Here is a 20,628-nt window from a genome sequence, read left to right as displayed (position 1 = left end):
CCGGACTGAATGAAGCCCGGCACTACCAGGCCAATACCAGGCAGCTAATTGGCCACTAACCGGCCGCCACCAGGCAAGCGCCGTGAAGCCGTACCCATGCAACATCGCAGTCGATAGACAAACCCGCCGTGCGCGGCGGTCCATGTCTTCAGAATAAAGACGCTCATCCCGAAGCGTCGCGATTCTCCCCACGAAAACCCAGCTAAATCAGCGTGGCCGCAAGCGGCACGCATGGCGGGCGCGCGTCGGCGCGCGTCCGGTCGACGAAATCAAGGGAGCATGATGGAACCGAATCAATCTCACGGCACGCCGGGCGATGCCGCTTTGCCGTTGTCGCTGGAAGCGCGCGCGAGCGCCTGCAATGCTGCCGACTGGACCAGCCGCGTGATTCGCGGCGAGGCGATCGGCGCGCAGGTGGAACTGCCCGAGTGGCTCGCGTCCTCTTACGCGACGCTGCGCGAGCAGGTGATGCACCCGGCCTATCCGTGCTTCTTCGGCACCGTCGCGGAGAAGCGCGGCGAGATGTTTTACGCGTTCGTGAACGGCAAGGACACCGCGGATCTGGCGGGGTCGATGGAAACCTTCGCGCGACTCGCGGCCATGCCCGACTATCGCAAGAACAATATCGCGGTGTTCTTCGAGCCCGATGCCGAACCGCTGTCGCACGACGAGTATCAGCGTCAGTTCTGGCGCATCCTGCAGGCGTTGCACGACGTCGACCCGCATGCCGCCGCCGATGCATATCCCGATCCCTCCCACGAAGACTGGGAGTTTTCGTACGCCGGTATCGAAATGTTCGTGGTGTGCGCGTTACCGTCGTTCGCCACGCGTCATAGCCGCAATCTCGGGCCGGGCATGGTGCTGCTGTTCCAGCCGCGCGCGGTGTTCGTCGACACCATCACCAACAAGGTGATTGGCCGCGAAGCGCGCAATCAGGTGCGCCAGCGTCTGCTGAAGTGGGACGCGGTCGATCCGCACCCGGACCTCGGTTTCTACGGCGACCCCGGCAATCTGGAGTGGAAACAGTACTTTCTCGGCGACGACAATGCGCGCGCCGGCGACGTCTGCCCGTTCCTGAGCCGCAAGTCGCGGCTCGCGCGCGCGGCGCATGACGCGAACCCGAACGCCAACGGTCCCGCGACTCACGACGACATCGTGTCGCGACTCGTCGACCACGCGTATTACCGTCCGCATGCGATCGCACTGCGCTATCTGGCCGACGGCGTCGCCGACGAACGCGCGCTCAGCTATACGCAGTTGCTCGAACGGGTGCAGCGCGCCGCCGCCGGGTTGCGCGAGCGCGCCGCGCCGGGCGAACGCGTGATGATCCTGCTGCCGAGCGGCCTCGACTACGTCGTCAACTTTCTCGCGTGCCTGTATGCGGGCCTTGTCGCGGTGCCGGCCTATGCGCCGCAACCGCAACATGCGCAACACCTCGAACGTTTGCGCGCGATGCAGGCGGATTGCTCGCCGCGTATCGCGATTGTCGGCGCGGAGCAGCAGGCCCAGTGGAGCGCGCTCACCAGCGATTCGCAGGACACCGCCTGCATTACGCTCACGCCCGAGCAAACGCAACACGCCGCGCCGCTCGCTTTCGAGCGTCCGCAGGCCGATGCGCTCGCGTTCCTGCAGTACACGTCGGGCTCGACCTCGGAGCCGAAGGGCGTGATGGTCAGCCACGCCAATATCGCCGCCAACGAACACGCGATTCACGCGGGCATGTCGATCGACGCGACGCGCGACGTCATGCTGAGCTGGTTGCCGCTCTATCACGACATGGGCTTGATCGGCGGGCTGATGTTGCCGCTGTATTTCGGTTTCGAACTCGTGCTGCTCGATCCGCAGCACTTCCTCGAACAACCGGCGCGCTGGTTGCGCGCCATCTCGCGTTATCGCGCGACCGTGAGCGGCGGTCCGAATTTCGCGTATCAGTTGTGCGCGGACCGTGTGCGCGACAAGCAGTTCGACGGCCTCGATCTCTCATGCTGGCGCGTAGCCTTCTGCGGTGCCGAGCCGATTCAGGCCGCCACGCTCGACGCGTTCGCGCGCAAGGCTTCGTCGGCGGGTTTGCGTGAAGGCGCGTTGTACCCCTGCTATGGGCTCGCCGAAGCGACATTATTCGCGAGCGGCGGTGTGGCGGGCGAGGGCGCGCTCGCGCCTTTGTTCGAGGTGAATGCACTTGCGCAAGGCGCGGGGCGCAAGGCCGAAAGCGAAGACCGCGCGGCGACGCCGCTGGTCGATTGTGGCCGCTCCACGCCGGATCATTCGCTGAGAATCGTCGACCCTGCAACCGGCGAACTGCTGCAGGATGGACGCGTCGGCGAAATTCATCTGGGCGGCCCGAGCATCGCGCAGGGCTACTGGAACAAGCCGGCGGCGAGCGCGGCCACGTTCGTTCCCGATGCCGTCGACGGCACGCGCTGGCTGCGCACCGGTGACCTTGGTTTCGTCAACAACGGCCGCCTGTTCGTCACCGGCCGCGTGAAGGATCTGATCATCCTGCGCGGTCGCAACGTCTATCCGCAGGATATCGAGCGCGCGCTCGCGCAGGTCGATGGACTGCGCAGCGGCCGGATCGCGGCCTTCGCCGTGCGTGACGCGAACGGCGCGGAAGCAATCGGCGTGGCGGCGGAACTGGCGCGCGCCGCGCAGCGCGACGGCACAGAGCAGACCGTGATCGATGCGATCCGGCGCGCGGTGGCCGCCGCGATCGGCGAGCCGGTCGGCGCTGTTCTGTTGCTCGAAGCGGGCGCGTTGCCGCGCACGTCGAGCGGGAAGCTGCGGCGCGCCGCTTGCGCGACGGGTTTCGCGGATGGCTCGCTCGCGTACGTCGCGCGTTACGTGCATGACGCAAACGCTGAACTTGGGAGCCACGCGCAACACACAGCAGCGACGCCGTTCGAAGGCGACGCGCTGGAAGAGCGCATTGCCGCGTTGTGGCACGCGTTGCCGTCGCTGCGCCACGTGCAACGCGACGACGACTTTTTCGCGAGCGGCGGTCAGTCGATCGTCGCGGGCCAACTGGCCGCTGCGATCAACGCGCGGTTCGACACCGCGTTGTCGATCGCCTTCGTGTTCGAACATCCCACCATCGCGGCCCAGGCGGCGGCGTTGACGCGTTTGGGCGTGGCGCAATTGCGCGACGTCGCTCAACGGATTACGCAATCCGCCGACGAAGCGGACCGCCTCGCCTCGGTCGATCTCCATGAGCCGGCTCCGCTGAGTGCCGGCCAGACGAGCCTTTATCTGCTTTGGCAACTCGACCCGCAAGGCACGGCGAATTCAATTTCGGCGAGCGTACGGATCGGCGGCAAGCTCGACGAAGCCGTTTTCGAAGCGGCGCTCGGCGATATCGTGCAGCGTCACGCGATCCTGCGTACCCGCTTTGTCGAGACCGACGGCGTGCCGGCTCAGATCGCCGACGACGAGCGCGCCGCGCAATGGCGCCGCGAGGACTTCTCGACCTTCGACAGCGGCGTGCGCGACGCGCGCCTCTATGCCTTCCTCGGCGATCTTGCTGCGCAACCGTTCGATCTCGCGCACGATCCGCTGTTGCGCGTCGCGCTTTGCCGCGTGAGCGACGACGAACATGTCGTGCATCTGCACGTGCATCACATCGTCGCCGATGCGCAGTCGCTCGCGTTGCTGCTTAACGAGTGGTGTGCCGCGTATGACGCGCGCGCCGACGGCGTGCCGTCGGTGGCGCTCGACTCCGCGCCGTTGCAATATGCCGCCTACGCGCGCGGCGAGAACGACGCCGCCCATCGCGCGGCGCTCGATACGCAGCTCGCGTGGTGGCGTGCACGGCTCGCCTCGCCGGTTGCCGAACTCGCGTTGCCATTGGACCGCCCGCGTGCCGCGCAACGCAGCGACGTAGGTGAGCGGGTCTCGCTGCACGTACCCGCGGGTCTCGTGAAACGCCTGAACGCACTCGCCCAGGCGGCGCGTGCGACGCCCTTCATGGTGCAGTACGCCGCGTGGACCGCGTTGTTGCATCGCTACAGCGGCCAACGAGAATTCCGCGTCGGCGTGCCGGTGGCCGGCCGCGAAAGCGCGGCGAGCCGCGGCGCGCTTGGCTATTTCGTCAACACGCTGGCGCTGCCGGTGTCGATCTCCGGTCGCCTGACGTGTTCCGGGTGGCTCGATCAAACGCGCGCGGTGTTGCTCGACGCGCTCGCCAATCAGCAGGCGCCGCTCGCGCGGGTAGTGGCCGCGCTGGGCGGCACGCGCGACGGCTCGCACGGCGGGCTGTTCCAGACGCTCTTCAACTACGAGGGCATCGATCGCGCAGCGCTCGCGCATTCGCGCCATCTGCGCCTGCGTGACATCGAAAACCTCACGCGCGGCGCGCAGTTCGATCTGGCGCTCAACGTGGCCGAACAGAACGGCGCACTCGAACTCGCGTTCGACTACGCCTGCGACGTCTTCGACGAATCCACGATCGAACGTCTGGCCGCGCATTACCTCGAAGTGCTCGAACAATTCGCCGACGCGGGCGCCACGCCGCTCGCCGGCCTGCGTCTGTCGCGTGGTACAGGACAGACGGCGCTTACGGCACTCGCTGCCTCGGCACAAGCCGGGGCGTCGACGTTTGAACCGGTCTGGAAGGCGATTGCCGCGCAGGCACGCACGCGGCCTACCGCCGTGGCGGTGAAGTGCGACGGCAACGCGATCGACTACCGCTCGCTCGAACGGTGGTCGAATCAGATCGCGCGCCGTTTGCAGCGCGAGCATGCCGCGCCGCTCGCCGATGTTCGCGTGGGGCTTTGTGTCTCGCGCTCGGTGGCGCTGCCGTGCGCGTTGCTCGGCATCCTCAAGGCCGGTGCCGCCTTCGTGCCGCTCGACGCCGATTATCCGGCCGCGCGTCTGGCCACGATGCTCGACGACGCGGGCATTGAAATCGTTCTCGTGGATCGTGCCAGCGCCGAACGCGTGGGCAGCTTGCTCGACGGCCGGCGCATTCTGCAAGTGGAGGACGTGAGCGCCGAAGACGCCGCGCCGCTCGTTACCGCCGTGCATCCTGAAGCGCTGGCGTACGTGATCTACACGTCGGGTTCGACCGGCCGTCCGAAAGGCGTGGCTGTGTCGCATGCGGCGCTTGGGCGCCACCTGAGCGACTTCGTGCGCGCCTACGGGATTCGCGACACCGATACGCAGTTGCAGATCTCGACGATCAACTTTGACGTCGCCTTGCACGAAATGCTGCCCGCGCTGATGCAGGGCGGCCGCGTGCTGATGCGTGGCGCCGCGCAATGGGACCTCGCCACACTCAACGCCGCGCTCGAAGACGAGCACGTGAGCTTCGCGCGCATTCCGACCGCGTTCTGGCAGCAATGGTTGCGCGAGCCGGAGAAGCGCTGCTTCGACTCGCTGCGGCAGATCACGGTTGGCGGCGAGGCGTTGCCGGGCGATGCGCTCGCCGCGTGGCAGCGCTCGCCGCTCGCGGCGATCCGCGTCGACAACCTGTACGGCCCGACCGAAACCACGGTGGCCTGTTTGCATCGCGCGACCGTCGCGGCGGATGCGGTGTATGCCACCGCGCCGATCGGCGTGCCGTTTGCGTCGCGCACCTTGGCCGTGATCGATGCGGATGGCGGTTCGCTGCCGCAAGGCGGCCAGGGCGAGTTGTGCATTGGCGGTAGCACGCTCGCGCGCGGCTATCTTGGCCGCCCGGCGCTGACCGCCGAGCGTTTCGTGCCCGATCCGCACGGCGCGCCGGGTAGCCGGGTGTATCGCAGCGGCGACCTTGGCCGCATCGGTGTGCAGGGTGAGGCGCATTTTCTGGGGCGTCTGGACGAACAGATCAAGCTGCGCGGTTTCCGTATCGAACCCGGTGAGATCGAAGCAGCGCTGCGCAGTTGCGAAGGCGTGCGCGATGCGCTCGTGATGGCACGCGACGACGGCGGCAATGGTGGCAATAAGCGGCTCGTCGCGTACTGGGTTGGCGAACTGACAACAGACGCACCGGCACGCGGCCACACGCAGGACGAAGCCGCCATGCTGCGTGCGGCGCTCGAAGCCAGACTGCCGGCGCATATGATTCCGTCGGCGTTCATGCGCCTCGACGCGTTGCCGCTGATGCCGAACGGCAAGCTCGACCGCGCCGCGCTGCCTGCCGCGCCGGTCGCGCCGACAGCCAGCGTCGCGCCGCGCGACGCACGCGAACGCATCGTGCTGGATGTGTGGCGCAAGGTGCTGCAACGCGACGACCTCGGCGTCACCGACGATTTCTTCGAAGCGGGCGGCGACTCGATTCTCACGCTGCAAGTGGTCGCGCGTCTGCGCGACGCCGGCTATGCGGTCACCCCGCGCGAAGTGTTCGACGCGCCGAGCGTCGCGCGACTCGCGGCGTTGATGCGCGAGCAGACCGGCAGCACGCGCCAGTGGAACGAGCGTCGCGCGCCGCTGCCGCTGACCGCCGCACAGCGGCATTTCTTCGAGCGTCATCCGCAGGCGCCGGCGCACTGGAATCAGGCCGTGTGGCTGGACGTCCCCGCCACGCTCGACGCGAAACTGTTGCACACGGCGTTGCGAGCGCTGGTCGAACGTCACGATGCGCTGCGCTTGCGCTTCGTGCGCGACGAGGCGCACGCCTGGCATCAGCAGGTGCAAGGCGCGGGCGAAGTGCGCTTCGAAGTCGTCGAGGCGGGCGATGCAAGCGCGCAGGAGCAGACGCAGGCCGATGCCGCTGCGCGCCTGCAACGCGGCTTCGATCTCTCGCACGGACCGTTGTTCGGCGCCGCGCTCGTGCGTCGCGCCGCGTCGACGTCGGACCGTCTGCTGCTCGCCGCGCATCACCTCGTCGTGGATGCTGTGTCGTGGCGTGTGCTGATCGCCGAACTCGGTTTCGCGTGCGAGCGTCTGGCACGCGGTGAGGCGCCGTTCGCCGAACGCGTGTCGATGCCGTGGAGCGTGTGGGTGGATAGCGCACGCGTGTCGACGCCGTCGGCGCTTACGAATGTGAATGCGCACGCGACGGAGGCCGCCAGCGACATAGCGTGGTGGCGCGAGACCTTGCAGGCTTCGCGTCCGCTGTGGCCTGCCGAGGCTTTGCAAGGCCAGCGCGTGTGCGATGCGCGCACGCTGACCACGACGCTCGATGCCGAGGCGACGCGCGTCCTGCTGCAAGGCACCGCGCATGCGTTGCGCACCAGCGTCGAGGACATGCTGCTCGCGGCGCTCGCGCTTTCATGCGAGGCGTGGGGCGGCGTGCTGGTGTCGATGGAAAGTCACGGCCGTGCACTGCATCGCGATGACGTGGACGTATCGCAAACGGTCGGCTGGTTCACGCAGCGTTATCCGCTGTGGCTGAAAGCAACCGACAAGGCGACCAGCAACGCAACGGACAAAGCGGATACCGCCGAGGCCCGCATGGCGACGCTGCGCGCCACCAAGACATTGTTGCGCGCCGCGGCCTCTCACGCCGCCGGTTGGGAACGTGCGGCCACCGCGCTGCAGAGCCTGAGCGCGCCGCAAGTCAGCTTCAACTATCTCGGCCAGTTCGACGGCACGTCCGGCGCGGCGGGTATCGCATTGCGTCCGGAACTGGTCGACGACAGCACCGATCCGGCCAGCGCGCTGCACTACGCGCTGGACCTGAACGCGATGGTCGTGGCCGGTGAATTGCGGGTGCAGTGGCGCTACGCCGGCGGCCTGCTCGACGACGACAGCGCTCAGGCGCTCGCGGATCGATTCAATGCGAGCCTGCGCGAACTGATCGCGCATTGCGCGCAAGCCGCACCGGGCGCGACGCCCGAAGACTTCCCGCTTGCCGGACTCGACAGCGCTGCGCTGGCACGGCTCGCGTTGCCGTTCCAGAACGTGGCCGATCTTTACCCGGCGACGCCGGTTCAGCAAGGCCTGTTGTTCCACGCGCTGGAAGGCGCGGCGCAGGGCGTTTATGTGAATCAGAAGCGCCTCACGCTGGCGGGTATGCTCGACGGCGACGCGTTGCGCACGGCCTGGGAAGCGGCGCTCGCGCGTCATGAGGTGCTGCGCGTGTCGTTCGAATGGGCGCATGGCGGGGTGCCGTTGCAGGTGGTGCAGCGCACGCTCGAACTGGATTGGCAGAGCCACGATTGGCACGCGCAGGGAACGGGCTACGACGCACGCCTCGACGCCTGGCTCGCCGCCGATCGCGCGCGTCCTTTCGATCTCGCGCACGCGCCGCTCTGGCGCCTCGCGCTCTTTGCACGCCCCGACGGCGCGCACGACCTCGTGTGGACGACCCACCATTTGCTGACCGACGGCTGGAGTGCCGCGCAACTGCTCGACGAAGTGCTCGCGGACTACCACGCCGTACGCGCTGGGCAACGCACGGCGCTGGACACGAAGCCGCGGGACGGCGCACCCGCATGGCGCGATTACGTCGCGTGGCTGCAGGGTCGTCACGGCGACGAGGCATGGTGGCGCGCGCATCTTGCGAGCGACGACACGAAGCCGCCCGCATTGCTGCTGGATAGCGCGCCTGCGTTGCTGTCTTCGCCGAGCGATGCGGATGCAAACGCGGATGCAAACGCGAACGCACACGCGGCCGCCACGCCCGCGCTGCGCTTGCACCGCGTGCTCGACACCTCGTTCACCGCGCAACTCGCGCAGACCGCGCGTTCCGCTCGCGTCACCGTCAACACGGTGTTGCAGGCCGCGTGGGCGCTGCTGCTCGCGCGCCGCGCCGACCGCTCACGCGCCGCGTTCGGCGTGACCGTATCGGGACGCGGCGTTGCGCCCGAAGGGATCGGCCGTACGGTGGGCCTCTTCATCAACACATTGCCGCTCGAGACGGATGTGCCGTCCGCGATGGAATTCGGCGATTGGGCGCGCGCATTGCAAGGCGCGAACGCCGCGCTGCGCGAACACGAGGCCACGCCGCTCGCACGCGTGCAGCAGTGGTCGGGACGCAGTGGTGACGCGTTGTTCGACAGCGTGCTCGTGTTCGAAAACTATCCGGTGAGCGCCGCCTTGCGTGCCGGCGACGCACCGCTGCGCATCATGGCGGTGGACGCCAGCGAGCGCAGCCACTATCCGCTGACGGTGACGGCGCTGGTCGGCGATACGCTCGAACTCGGCTGGACCGCCGACGCCGCGCGCCTCGACCGTTCGACACTCGACGCCCTCGCCGAGGGTTACGTCGCGCTGCTTTCGCAGATCGTCGCCGCGCGGGCGCAAGGGCCGCTGCGCAACTTCGCGTTACCGGCGCCGACGGCGGCCTCGACCTGGGCCGAACCGCGTACATCGTTCGCGTTTGAAAGCGTGCTCGCCCGTTTCGCCGAACAGGTTCGCAGCCGGCCGGACGCTCGCGCGCTCACCTGCGGCACGGACCAGCTCACGTATGGCGAGCTCGACCGTTGGTCGGATGCGTTGGCCGCGCGTCTGGTGGCGCAAGGCGCGCGCGCGGAAACGCGTGTCGGCCTCTGCGCGCAACGCGGCAACGCGCTGGTCGCGGGTGTGCTCGGCGTGCTGAAGGCGGGCGCGGCGTATGTGCCGCTCGATCCCGACTATCCGCATGAACGCCTGAGCTATCTGCTCGCCGACGCCGGTATCCAGACCGTATTGGCCGACGACGACAGCGCCGCGCGTCACGCAACGCTGTTGCGCGATCTCAACGTGCTGTCGTTGCTGAATTCGGGCACGGCGGATCGGGCGGCGAACGAGGTTTCGCCCGCGAACCAGGCTGCCCAGCCTCACCCCGAACAACTGGCGTACATCATCTACACGTCCGGTTCGACGGGTCAGCCGAAGGGCGTCGGCGTCACGCACGGCAACGTCGCTCGCTTGCTCGACGCGGCGGCGCAACGTCATCCGGTTCATGCGGACGACGTCTGGACGCTGTTCCATTCGAGCGCGTTCGACTTCTCCGTCTGGGAGATGTTCGGTGCGCTGTGCACGGGCGCGCGGCTCGTCGTCGTGCCGTATTGGATCACGCGCGACACCCCCGCATTTCACGCGTTGCTGCGCAATGAGCAGGTGAGCGTGCTGAATCAGACGCCCTCCGCGTTCGGCGCGTTGATGCAGCACGATCTTGCGCCTGACGTCGACGCGACGCCGCTCGCTTCGCTGCGCCTCGTGATTTTCGGCGGCGAGAAACTTGAACCGGCGGCGCTGGCGCGTTGGCATCGCACGCGTGCGCCGGCCGGCCTGCAACTGGTCAACATGTACGGCATCACCGAAACCACCGTCCACGTGACCACGTATCTGCTCAACGCGAGCGATCTCGGCGATACGTCCGCCGCAAAAATGGGCTCGCACGCGCAGTCGCCTATCGGTGCGCCGTTGCCCGATCTGGGCCTCGCGGTGCGCAACGCGACCGGCGAGATGTCGGCCGCGGGCGAGTTGTGCGTAGGCGGCGCCGGGGTGGCGCGCGGCTATGTGGGACGTCCCTCGCTCACGGCCGAACGCTTCGTGCCCGATCCGCTCGGCGCGCCGGGCTCGCGGCTGTATCGCTCCGGCGATCGCGCCCGCGTGCTCGCCGACGGCGCTTTCGACTACCTCGGCCGCGACGACGCGCAGGTGAAGCTGCGTGGCTTCCGCATCGAGTTGGGCGAAGTCCGTCACGCGCTGCTGGCCGATCGCGACGTCAGCGACGCCGTTGCGCTGGTCCGCGACGACAGCGCGCAACTGGTCGCCTATGTGGTCGGCACGCCAGGCGCCACGTTCGACGCTGCCGCGTTGCGCGAGCGTCTGGCTAGCCGGCTGCCCGCGCACATGGTGCCGCACGTGCTGGTGGCGCTCGACGCGTTGCCGCTCACGGGCAACGGCAAACTCGACCGCGCCGCGTTGCCCGCGCCGGTGCTGACCGGCGAACGCGTGGATGCGTCGAGCGAGGCGGAACGCAGCCTGCTCGACATCTGGCGCGCGGTACTCGGTCGCGACGACCTCGGCGTTACCGACAACTTCTTCGAAGCGGGCGGCGATTCGATTCTGAGTTTGCAGATCGTCGCGCGGGCGCGTCAGGCCGGTTTGAAGATCAGCACGCGCCAGGTGTTCGAGCATCCCACGGTGGCCGCGCTCGTTCCGCTCGTGCAAAGCGCCGAGCCGCACGCGGCGCTCGCCGTGACGCATGAACCGCTTGGTCTCACGCCGATCCAGCGCGCTTTCTTCGACCAGTTCCCGCACGGCGAGAACCACTGGAATCAGTCGACCCTGCTCGCGGTTCGTGGCGAACTCGACGAAACCGCTTTGCGCGTGGCGCTCGATACGCTGATCGCGGCTCACGACGCCTTGCGTCTGCGCTTCTTTCGCAGCGAAGGCGCGTGGCAGCAGCAGGTGGGTGAAGCATCGGCCTGCGCGCTGCAGGTGTTCGACTGGCGCGAGCACGAGGCCTGGCAAGACGCACTCGCGCAAGCCGGCGAGCATCTGCAATCGACACTCGATATCGCCCACGGACCGCTGGTCCGCGCGGGTTACTTCCGTCTGCGTGGCGAGGGGCGTTTGCTGATCGCGGTTCACCATCTCGCCGTGGACGGCGTGTCGTGGCGCGTGCTGCTCGACGAATTGCAATCGGCCTATGAGCAGGCGCTCGCCCGGCGCACGCCGACGTTGCCGGCGAATCTGCCGTGGAGCGCATGGGTGCAGCGCGCGATCGCGCATGCTCGACGCGACGAAGTCGGCAACGAAGCCAACTGGTGGCGCGACGCGCTCGCCAACGCGGAGATGCCGCACACGGCGAGCCCGTCGTTCGCGGTGCCGTCGCGGTTGCCGCGCATGGCCGACACCGAGGCGGTCACGCTCGAACTCGACGAAGCGGCCACACGCCGGCTGTTGCAGTCAGCGCCGAAGGCCTATCGCGCGAGCGTCGAGGAAGTGCTGCTGGCCGCGCTCGCGCAAGCGCTGCGCGAATGGTGCGACGCGCGCGGCGCGCTGGTGTCGCTCGAAGGACACGGCCGCGAGGCGCTCGGCGACGAGGAACTCGATCTGAGCCGCACGGTCGGCTGGTTCACGACGCGCTATCCGCTGTGGCTCGATGCGCACGACGACGCGCATCGCGCGCTGGTCGATGCGAAAGAGCGCCGCCGCGCCGTGCCGCACAACGGTCTGCATTGGGGCCTGCTCAACGCGCACGGCAGCGAGACGGTTCGCGCGACGCTGGCCGCGCTGCCGGCGCCGCGAATCAGCTTCAACTACCTCGGCCAGTTCGATCCTGGCCTCGACGCCGCGAGCCGCTGGCGCTTCGCCTCTGAACACGCGGGCTGGCCGGTCGCGGCGGATGCGCCGTTCACGTGGGCGCTCGACATCAACGCCAAGGTCGCGCGCGGCAAGCTCGCGATCAGTTGGCGCTTCGCCGGCGAGCAACTGGCCGCGCCAGGTGTGCAGGCGCTGGTCGATGCGTTCGCCGCGCGGCTCGACCTGCTGGTCGCGCAGTGCGATCGGGCCGCGCCGCAGTACACGCCGTCCGATTTCGGCAGTCAGATCGATCAGGACGATCTCGATAATTTGCTGGAGAGCTTCGATGCGTGAATTCATTTTGTGCCGTTCCATTGCAGGGTTCGCGTCATGACGTTTCGCCTGAAAGACAACATCGAGAAGATCGCGCCGCTCACCGACATTCAGGCCGGCATGCTCGCGCTTGCATTGCGCGGCGACGCGGATCCATATTACGCGCAGAAGGTGCTGGAATTCGCGGGGCCGCTCGACGTTGACGCACTCGGCCGTGCGTGGCGCACGGTGGTCGCGAAGCACGCGATGCTGCGCACGGACTTTCGCTGGAACGGGCTGAAGTCGCCGTTGCAGGTGGTGTATCGCACGAGCGACGCTACCCTCGCGCTCGACGATTGGCGGGCACTGTCGTCTGTTGAACAGCGCGCAAAACTGGCAGAGGAGTGGCAGGCTGCGCGCACGCGCGGCTTCAACTTCGAACACGCGGCGAGTCTTGAACTTCAACTGCTGCGAGTCGGGGACGCGCGTTACTGGTTGGTGTGGCGGCTGCATCACATTCAGATCGACGGCTGGAGTCTGGCGGCGGTGCTGGCGGCTTGCGTTGCCGCTTACGATCGTCATCGCACGGGCAGCGCGAGTGTGGCCGATGAAGCGGCCGAGCCGCCGTTTCATCGCTACGTGGAATGGCTGCAAAAGCGTACGTTCGACGACACCGCGTTGCCGCCGCTGCTCGCGCACGATGGCTGGCCGACGCCGTTGCCGGCGAGCCGGGCGCGTGGTGCACATGCCGCGCGCGTCGTAGACGCCGCAGAGGCTGCGCCCAATACCGCCGCTCGCGCGCCATTCGCCGAGCAAACCGTCGTGCTCGACGCAACGCGCACCGCGACGCTGGAGCGCTTCGCGCGCGAACGCCGTGTGACGCTGAACACGCTGGTGCAGGCGGCGTGGGCCTGGCTGCTGTCGCGTCATGCGCGCACGCGCGAGGTGTGCTTCGGAGTGACGGTGTCGGGACGACCCGCCGAAGCGCCGGATGTAGCGCGCATGGTCGGCATGTTCGTGAATACGTTGCCGCTTGCGCTGCGCGTGCCGCCGCAGGCGAGCGTCGGCGCATGGCTCGACGAGGTGCAACAGGCGAACCACGCATTGCGCCCGCTCGAACACGTGCCGCTTGCGAAATTGCGCGCACGTGCCGGGCTGGATGCGGACGCGGCGCTGTTCGACAGCATCGTCGTGTTCGAAAACTTTCCGCAGCACGTGAGTTCGGCCGCGCGTGAGGACGGGCTCAGAATCAGTCGGCTGGATCAGGATGCCGCAGACGACACCGAAGACGATGCCGTCACGGACATCGACGCGCAGACCTACGGCGCTGTCTACAGCAGCGGACGCAATCACTATCCGCTCGGCCTGATCGCCGTCCCGGGTGAAACGCTGCGGCTGGTCCTGTCATACCGCTGCGCGCAATTGGCGCATCGCGACGTGCGCGGGCTCATCGACACGCTCGCGGCGGTACTCGACGCATTCGCCGCCGATCCGGAACAGCGCGTGGGCGAACTCTCGCTCGGCGTCCCCGCAGCGCAGGCGCAATCGAGCGGACAGGACAATCCGGCCACCGTGCTCTCGCGAGTTGCCGCGCGTGCGGCGCACGACTCGTCGCGACGCGACGCGATTGCCTGCGTCGAAGAAGATGCAGCCGGCAACGCACAGACGCTCTCATGGACTGAGTTGTGGGCGCGTGCCGGTTGGCTCGCCCAGCGCTTGCGTGGACTCGGTGTGCAGGCGGAGACGCCGGTGGCGCTCGCATTGCCACGCAGTGCGGCGTTCGTCGCGAGCGTGCTCGGCGTCTGGCGCGCGGGCGGCGTCTATGTGCCGCTCGATCTCGGCGCGCCCGACGCACGTCTGATCTGGCAATTGAAGAACAGCGGCGCACGCTGCGTGATCTGCTCGGCCGACGACGCAGCGCGCATCGCCGCGCTTGCCGCCGAGGTGGCTTGTGAAACGATCGTCGCGGATCACGCTTTTGCAAGCGTCGAAGCCGTCGCTACCGAAACCGACGCACACACTGCCCCCAACGAATCCGCTCATCCGCAGCAAGCGGCCTACCTGATTTATACGTCCGGTTCCACGGGCGAGCCCAAAGGCGTGACCGTTTCGCACGGCGCTTTGGCGAACTACACGCTCGCGGTGCTGCGCCGTCTGCCTGAAGGTATCGAAAGCGCTGCTTACACGTCGACGCCCGCCGCCGATCTCGGCCATACCATGCTGTTCGGCGCGCTGGCGGCAGGCTGGCGTCTCCATCTGTTCAGCGACGCCGACGTGCGCGACCCGGACCGCTTTGCCGCCGCGATGACGCGGCATGCGGTGGACGCGCTGAAGATCGTTCCCGGCCATCTGGCCGGCCTGTTGCACGCCGCCGATGCGGCGCACGCGTTGCCGCGCCGCGCGCTCGTGCTTGGCGGCGAGGCGGCCGGTCCCGCGCTGCTCACGCGGATCGCGACGCTCGCGCCCGATTGCGCGGTGCTCAACCACTATGGGCCGACCGAAACCACGGTCGGCGTGCTCACGCAGCGCCTCGATCGCGCCGAGTTCGCGCGAGGCGGCGCAGCGGCCACGCTGCCGCTCGGTTTTCCGCTCGAAGGCGCAAGCGTCTATTTGCTCGACGCCGACGGCAATCCGGCTTTGCCCGGCGCGAGCGGCGAAATCTGCGTCGGCGGCGCGACGCTCGCGCGCGGCTATCGTGGCCGCGCGGCCGCGACGGCCGAGCGCTTCGTGCCCGATTCGCACGGCGCGCCGGGCGCGCGTCTTTACCGCACCGGCGACCGCGCATATCGACGCGCGGACGGCGCCCTGGTCTTCGAAGGACGGCTCGACCAGCAGGTGAAAATACGCGGCTACCGCGTCGAACCCGCCGAGATCGCTGCTACGCTGCGCGCGTTGCCTGGTGTCGTGGACGCGGTGGTCATCGCCCACGCCGACGAGCATGGCGCGCTTCAGTTGAGCGCTTTTGCGGCGGGCGTTTCGCTCGACGCCGACGCATTACGTGCCGAACTCGCAGCGAATCTGCCCGCGCATATGGTGCCCGCGCGCGTGAGCGCGCTCGCGACGCTTCCGGTCACGGCGAACGGCAAGGTGGATCGCGCGGCCTTGCTGGCGCTCGGTACGACGCCGCAAGCCGGCGACGGCGACGGTGACGGCTCGTCGCTGGCAGCGAATGAGGCACAGGGCCCGGTGGAACCGCGCAATGAAGCGGAAGCGACGCTGCTCGCCGTCTGGCGACGCGTTTTGCGGCGCGACGATATCGGGGTGACGGATCACTTCTTCGAGATCGGCGGCGACTCGATTCTCAGCCTGCAGGTGATCGCGCAGGCGCGTCGCGCGGGTTTGCGTTTCACGCCCAAGCAGATGTTCGATCATCCGGTGATCGAACGACTCGCGGCGTTGGCAGTCAAGGCCGCTGCAACGGCAACAGCAACGGCGGCATCGGGCGGCGCAACGCAAGCCGCCGCGCAACATTCGCGGACAAGCCAGACGCGCTTCGAGACCACACCGATTCAACGGGCGTTCTTCGAACGTTTCGGTGGCGCGCAGCATCACTGGAATCAGGCGGTGCTGCTCACCGTGCCGGATACGCTGGATGAGACCGCGTTGCGCGCGTCGCTCGACGCAGTGATTCGCACGCACGACGCGTTGCGGTTGCGCTTCGCGTTGCATGACGCGGTCTGGCAGCAGCAGGTCGGCGAGGTGTCGGCGTGCCAGTTCGAAGTCTTCGATTGGCGCGATCGCGCGGACTGGCTTGTGGCGCTCGAGCAGCAGGGCACGTCGTTGCAGAAGTCGCTGGATATCGAAGCCGGTCCGCTAATTCGCGCGGCCTGGTTCCGCCTCGCGCAGGGCGGCCGTTTGCTGATCGCGATTCACCATCTGGCTGTGGACGGCGTGTCGTGGCGCGTCCTGCTCGACGACCTGCAACGTGCGTATGCGCAGGCCAGCGCGTCCACACCGATCGAACTGACCGCGAGCGCGCCGTGGAGCGTGTGGGCGCAGCGCCTGGCCCAGTACGCGCGACGTAGCGAGCTTCGCAATGAGTTGTCATGGTGGCGCGGCGCGCTGTCCGCTGCACGCGCGGACGTGCGGGGTTTTGTTGCAGCGAAGGAAGCAGCGGCGCCGACGGTCGCTTCGGTGCAAACATTGGAATCGTCGTTCGAAACGGCTTTCACGCGAACGCTGGTGGAGCGCGTGGGAGCGACCTATCGCACGAACGTCGAGGAGACGCTACTCGCGGCGCTCGCGCAGGCCGTCGGCACGCAGGGCGGCGTGTTGCTCTCGATGGAAAGTCACGGCCGCGAAACGCTGGACGCGTTCGATCCGCAGAGCGACACGGACCTCGATTTGAGCCGTACCGTGGGCTGGTTTACCGCGCGCTATCCGCTGTGGCTCGAAGCGCAAGCCGACGCGCGTCTCGCGCTGATCGACGCCAAGGCGCGGCGTCGCGCGGTGCCGCGCAACGGTTTGCATTGGGGCTTGCTGAGCACGTACGGCGACGCGGAGACCAAAGCGTCGCTCGCGACTTTGCCCTTGCCTCTGGTCAGCTTCAATTATCTGGGGCAGTTCGACCGGCATTTCGACGAGCGCGGCGGCTTTGCGCTCGCCGACGAGGCCATCGGCGAGTTGACTGATCGCGCGGCGACGCTGGCTTATCCGCTGGATATCAACGCACGGATCGTCGACGGCAAGCTTTGCGTGAGCTGGCGGTATGCGCCGCAAGTTCTGCCGGAGCAGGAAGCGCAGGCGCTGAAGGCTCGCTTCGAGCGCAGTCTCGAACGTCTGATCGACCATGCGGTGAATGCGCGGGCCGAAGCGACTGCGGCGGATTTTGTGCTGGCGGGATTGAGCCAGGCGCAATTCGAGTCGCTGAAACTGGACCTCGCGCGTGTCGAGGATATCTATCCGGCCACGCCGGTTCAGCAGGGTTTGTTGTTCCATAGCGCGCTGGAGAGCGGTAGCGGTTTGTATGTGAACCAACGTCGTTTGACCTTGCGCGGCGAGCTGGATCGCGCGGCGTTGCGCTCGGCGTGGACGCATGCGGTTGCGTCGCATGCGATTCTGCGTACGCAGTTCGAGACGCGACATGGCGGCGACGCGTTGCAGGTCGTGCTGCGTAGTGTTGATTTGCCGTATGTCGAGCACGACTGGTCGTCGCTCGATACGCAGGCTTATGAAACGAGGCTTCACGCGTGGATGCGCGAGGACGTGCAACGTGGCTTCGACGTCGAGCGTGCGCCGTTGCTGCGTATCGCGTTGTTCATTCGCGCGGATGGTGCGCACGATCTGATCTGGACCGATCATCATGTGTTGCTCGACGGCTGGAGCAGCGCACAACTCATGCGCGAAGTGGCGGATGCGTATGAAGCTTTGCTCGCGCGTCGTGAACCGGTTAAAAACGCGCCGCCGTACCGCGACTACGTGCAATGGCGTTTGCAACAGGACGAAGGCGAAGCATGGTGGCGCGAGCAGGCCGCACGCGTCGACGAACCGGCGACGCTACTCGAAAGCCTCGGCTTGACCGATGAGCGCAAGGCGGATCGTGTCGTAGAAGAAGCCGCGCCGCTCGAACATCAACTCGACGAAACGCTGAGCGAGGCATTGCGCGACACCGCGCGACGTCATCGCGTGACGTTGAATACGGTATTGCAAGGCGCGTGGGCGTTGCTGCTGTCGCGCTACGGCAATCGCGGCCAGGCGGCATTCGGCGTAACCGTATCGGGTCGCCCGGCGCATCTGCCGGAAGTGGAACGGATGCTCGGGCTGTTCATCAACAGCCTGCCGGTTTGGGTCGACGTGCCGCAAGAGACGCCGCTATCGAACTGGCTCGAAGCGCTTCAGCAACACAACGGCGCGCTGCGACAATACGAACACACGCCGCTTTCGCGGGTTCAGCAATGGACTGCACGTAGCGGCGATGCACTCTTCGACACGCTGCTCGTATTCGAAAACTATCCCGTCGATGCCGCGCTCAAGGGCACCGGCCTCACGCTGGAAGGCATCGAATCCGCAGGCCGCGCGCACTATCCGCTGACGCTCGTGGTGCTGCCGGATCGCGAGACCACGCTGATCTGGAAGTACGACGCTGCCCGGCTGGATGCCGCTCGCGTCGCGCGGATTCACGCGCATTTCACGCAACTTTTGCGTCGGATGGTGGCGCAGCGGGATCCGCTGCTACGCACGCTGACGCTCGACGTGCCGCAGCCCGCAACGGGCGACGCGCGTCGCGCTGAGGGCGCGATGCTGCCGCACATCGCGGAGCATGCACGCCGTCGCGGCGACTTGCCGGCGATCGTCTGCGAAGGACAATCGTTGAGTTGGAGCGCGCTCTGGCAACGCGCGGGCGAACTGGCGACGCGTCTTCACGCCGCGGGTCTGGTCGCCGATGACATCGTGGCGGTCGCATTGCCACGTTCGCTCGATCTGGCGGTCGCGCTGGTCGGCGTATGGCGTGCGGGCGGCGTGTATCTGCCGCTCGATATCGCCGCGCCCGCTGAGCGCTTGCGCGCCCAACTCGCCGATAGCGGCGCGCGTCATCTGATTGCCGCCGCGTTGCCGGCGGGTCGAGCCGCGCTGAGCGACACCCTCACCTGTATCGATCCGACGACGACGGCGGCCGATACCATTCCCGCCGCGTCGTATGACTTTGCCGCCGACCACGCCGTCCCGCATCCCGCGCAACCCGCGTACGTGATCTATACGTCGGGATCGACGGGTGAACCGAAGGGCGTGGTGGTCGGGCACGGCGCGATGACGGCCTACGTCGGGGCGATTCTCGAACGTTTGCCGGCCGGCATCGGCAGCGCGGCGTATGTGTCGACGCCCGCCGCCGATCTCGGCCACACCACGCTGCTCGGTGCGCTGTGGTCCGGCTGGACGCTGCACATGATCGACGACGCCCGCGCAACCGATCCCGAAGCGTTCGCGCACTACATGGCAGCGCAACGCATCGACGCGCTCAAGATCGTGCCGAGCCATCTCGGCGCGTTGCTGCGCGGTGCGTCCACTCCCGCCGACGTGCTGCCGCGCCGCTGTCTCGTGCTGGGCGGCGAGGTGGCCGAAGCGGGGCTCGTCGCGCAAATCCGTTCGCTCGCGAGCGGTTGTGCGCTGTTCAATCACTATGGGCCGACGGAGACGACGGTCGGGGTGTTGGCGTATGAGGCGCATGAGGCGGATCAAGCGGATCAAGCGCAGCAAGCGCATCACACGCAACAGGCCCGTGAAACGCGCATGCGCCTGCCGCTCGGCACACCGCTCGCGCATGCAAGCGCGGGTATCGTCGACCGTGCCGGCGAGCCGATGCCCGACGGTTGCGCGGGGGAATTGCTGATCGGCGGTCCTGCGCTTGCGCTCGGCTATCTGGGCCGTCCGGCGCAAACCGCCGAGCGTTTCGTGCCCGATCCGAACGGTCCCGCTGGTGCGCGCGCGTATCGCAGCGGCGACCGCGTACGACGTCAGGCGGACGGCGCGTTCGTCTTCGCGGGACGCATCGACGATCAGGTGAAGATTCGCGGCTTCCGCGTCGAACCGGCGGAAGTGCGGGCGCATCTGCTCGCGCATCCGTGGATCGCCGATGCGGCGGTGGTCGCGCAACGCGTCGCTGTCGCCGCTGCGAACAAAGACGGCAGCGCCGATACCACCGACAGCGCCGACATCGCTAACGCCACCGACACCACCGACCTCCGCCTAGCCGCCTACGCCGTCCTGCACGCCGACGCCCCCGACACACCGTGGCCGGTATTGCGCGAGTGGCTCGCATCGCGTGTCAGCGCGCACCTCGTGCCGTCCGCGTTCGCGTGTCTTGACGCATTGCCGCTCACGCGTAACGGCAAGCTCGACCGCAACGCGTTGCCGCCGATTACACCTGTCGCCGACAGCGCGCCGCTCGCGCCGCGCACGTCGATGGAAACGCTCGTCTTCGAGGTCTGGCGCGAGGTGCTGAACCTCGACGCGTTCGGCGTGCAGGCCGATTTCCTCGAACTCGGCGGTCATTCGCTGCTCGCGGTGCGGATCGCGACGCGGCTCACGGCGCGACTGTCGCGCAAGGTCGCGCTCGCCGACGTGCTGCGCCATCGCACGGTTGAACGGCTGGCCGCTGCGCTCGACGACGCGCAGGCCGCGCAAGCCGTCGCCGTGGGCGCGTCCGCCGAACAGGCGGGCAGCGCGCGCGTCGATGCGCTCAACGACCTTTTCGAAACACTGGATTGACGGGTCAGTCCC

2 protein-coding genes are annotated in these 20,628 nt (G+C 67.7%); both read left to right on the top strand.

Going from position 1 to position 20,628, the window contains the following annotated elements; genetic code table 11:
• The first annotated feature begins 279 nt into the window (after window positions 1-279).
• Window positions 280-12,453, top strand: coding sequence for a non-ribosomal peptide synthetase (locus HWY05_RS06080; protein ID WP_176057692.1), 12,174 nt, complete (start codon window positions 280-282; stop codon window positions 12,451-12,453).
• Window positions 12,454-12,489: 36 nt separating this feature from the next.
• Complete coding sequence (locus HWY05_RS06075; protein WP_176057691.1) at window positions 12,490-20,616, top strand: non-ribosomal peptide synthetase; 8,127 nt, start codon at window positions 12,490-12,492, stop codon at window positions 20,614-20,616.
• Window positions 20,617-20,628 lie beyond the last annotated feature (12 nt).

The sequence above is a fragment of the Paraburkholderia sp. BCC1876 genome (assembly GCF_902833695.1).
GTDB lineage: Bacteria > Pseudomonadota > Gammaproteobacteria > Burkholderiales > Burkholderiaceae > Paraburkholderia.
The sequence above is the reverse complement of the archived record's forward strand: the minus strand, read 5'-3'. Positions and strand labels throughout refer to the sequence as shown.

What these genes read in the sequence shown, in the direction of transcription:
- HWY05_RS06075 (WP_176057691.1), top strand. Translation starts at nt 12,490, where the DNA reads ATGACGTTTCGCCTGAAAGACAACATCGAGAAGATCGCGCCGCTCACC.
- HWY05_RS06080 (WP_176057692.1), top strand. Translation starts at nt 280, where the DNA reads ATGATGGAACCGAATCAATCTCACGGCACGCCGGGCGATGCCGCTTTG.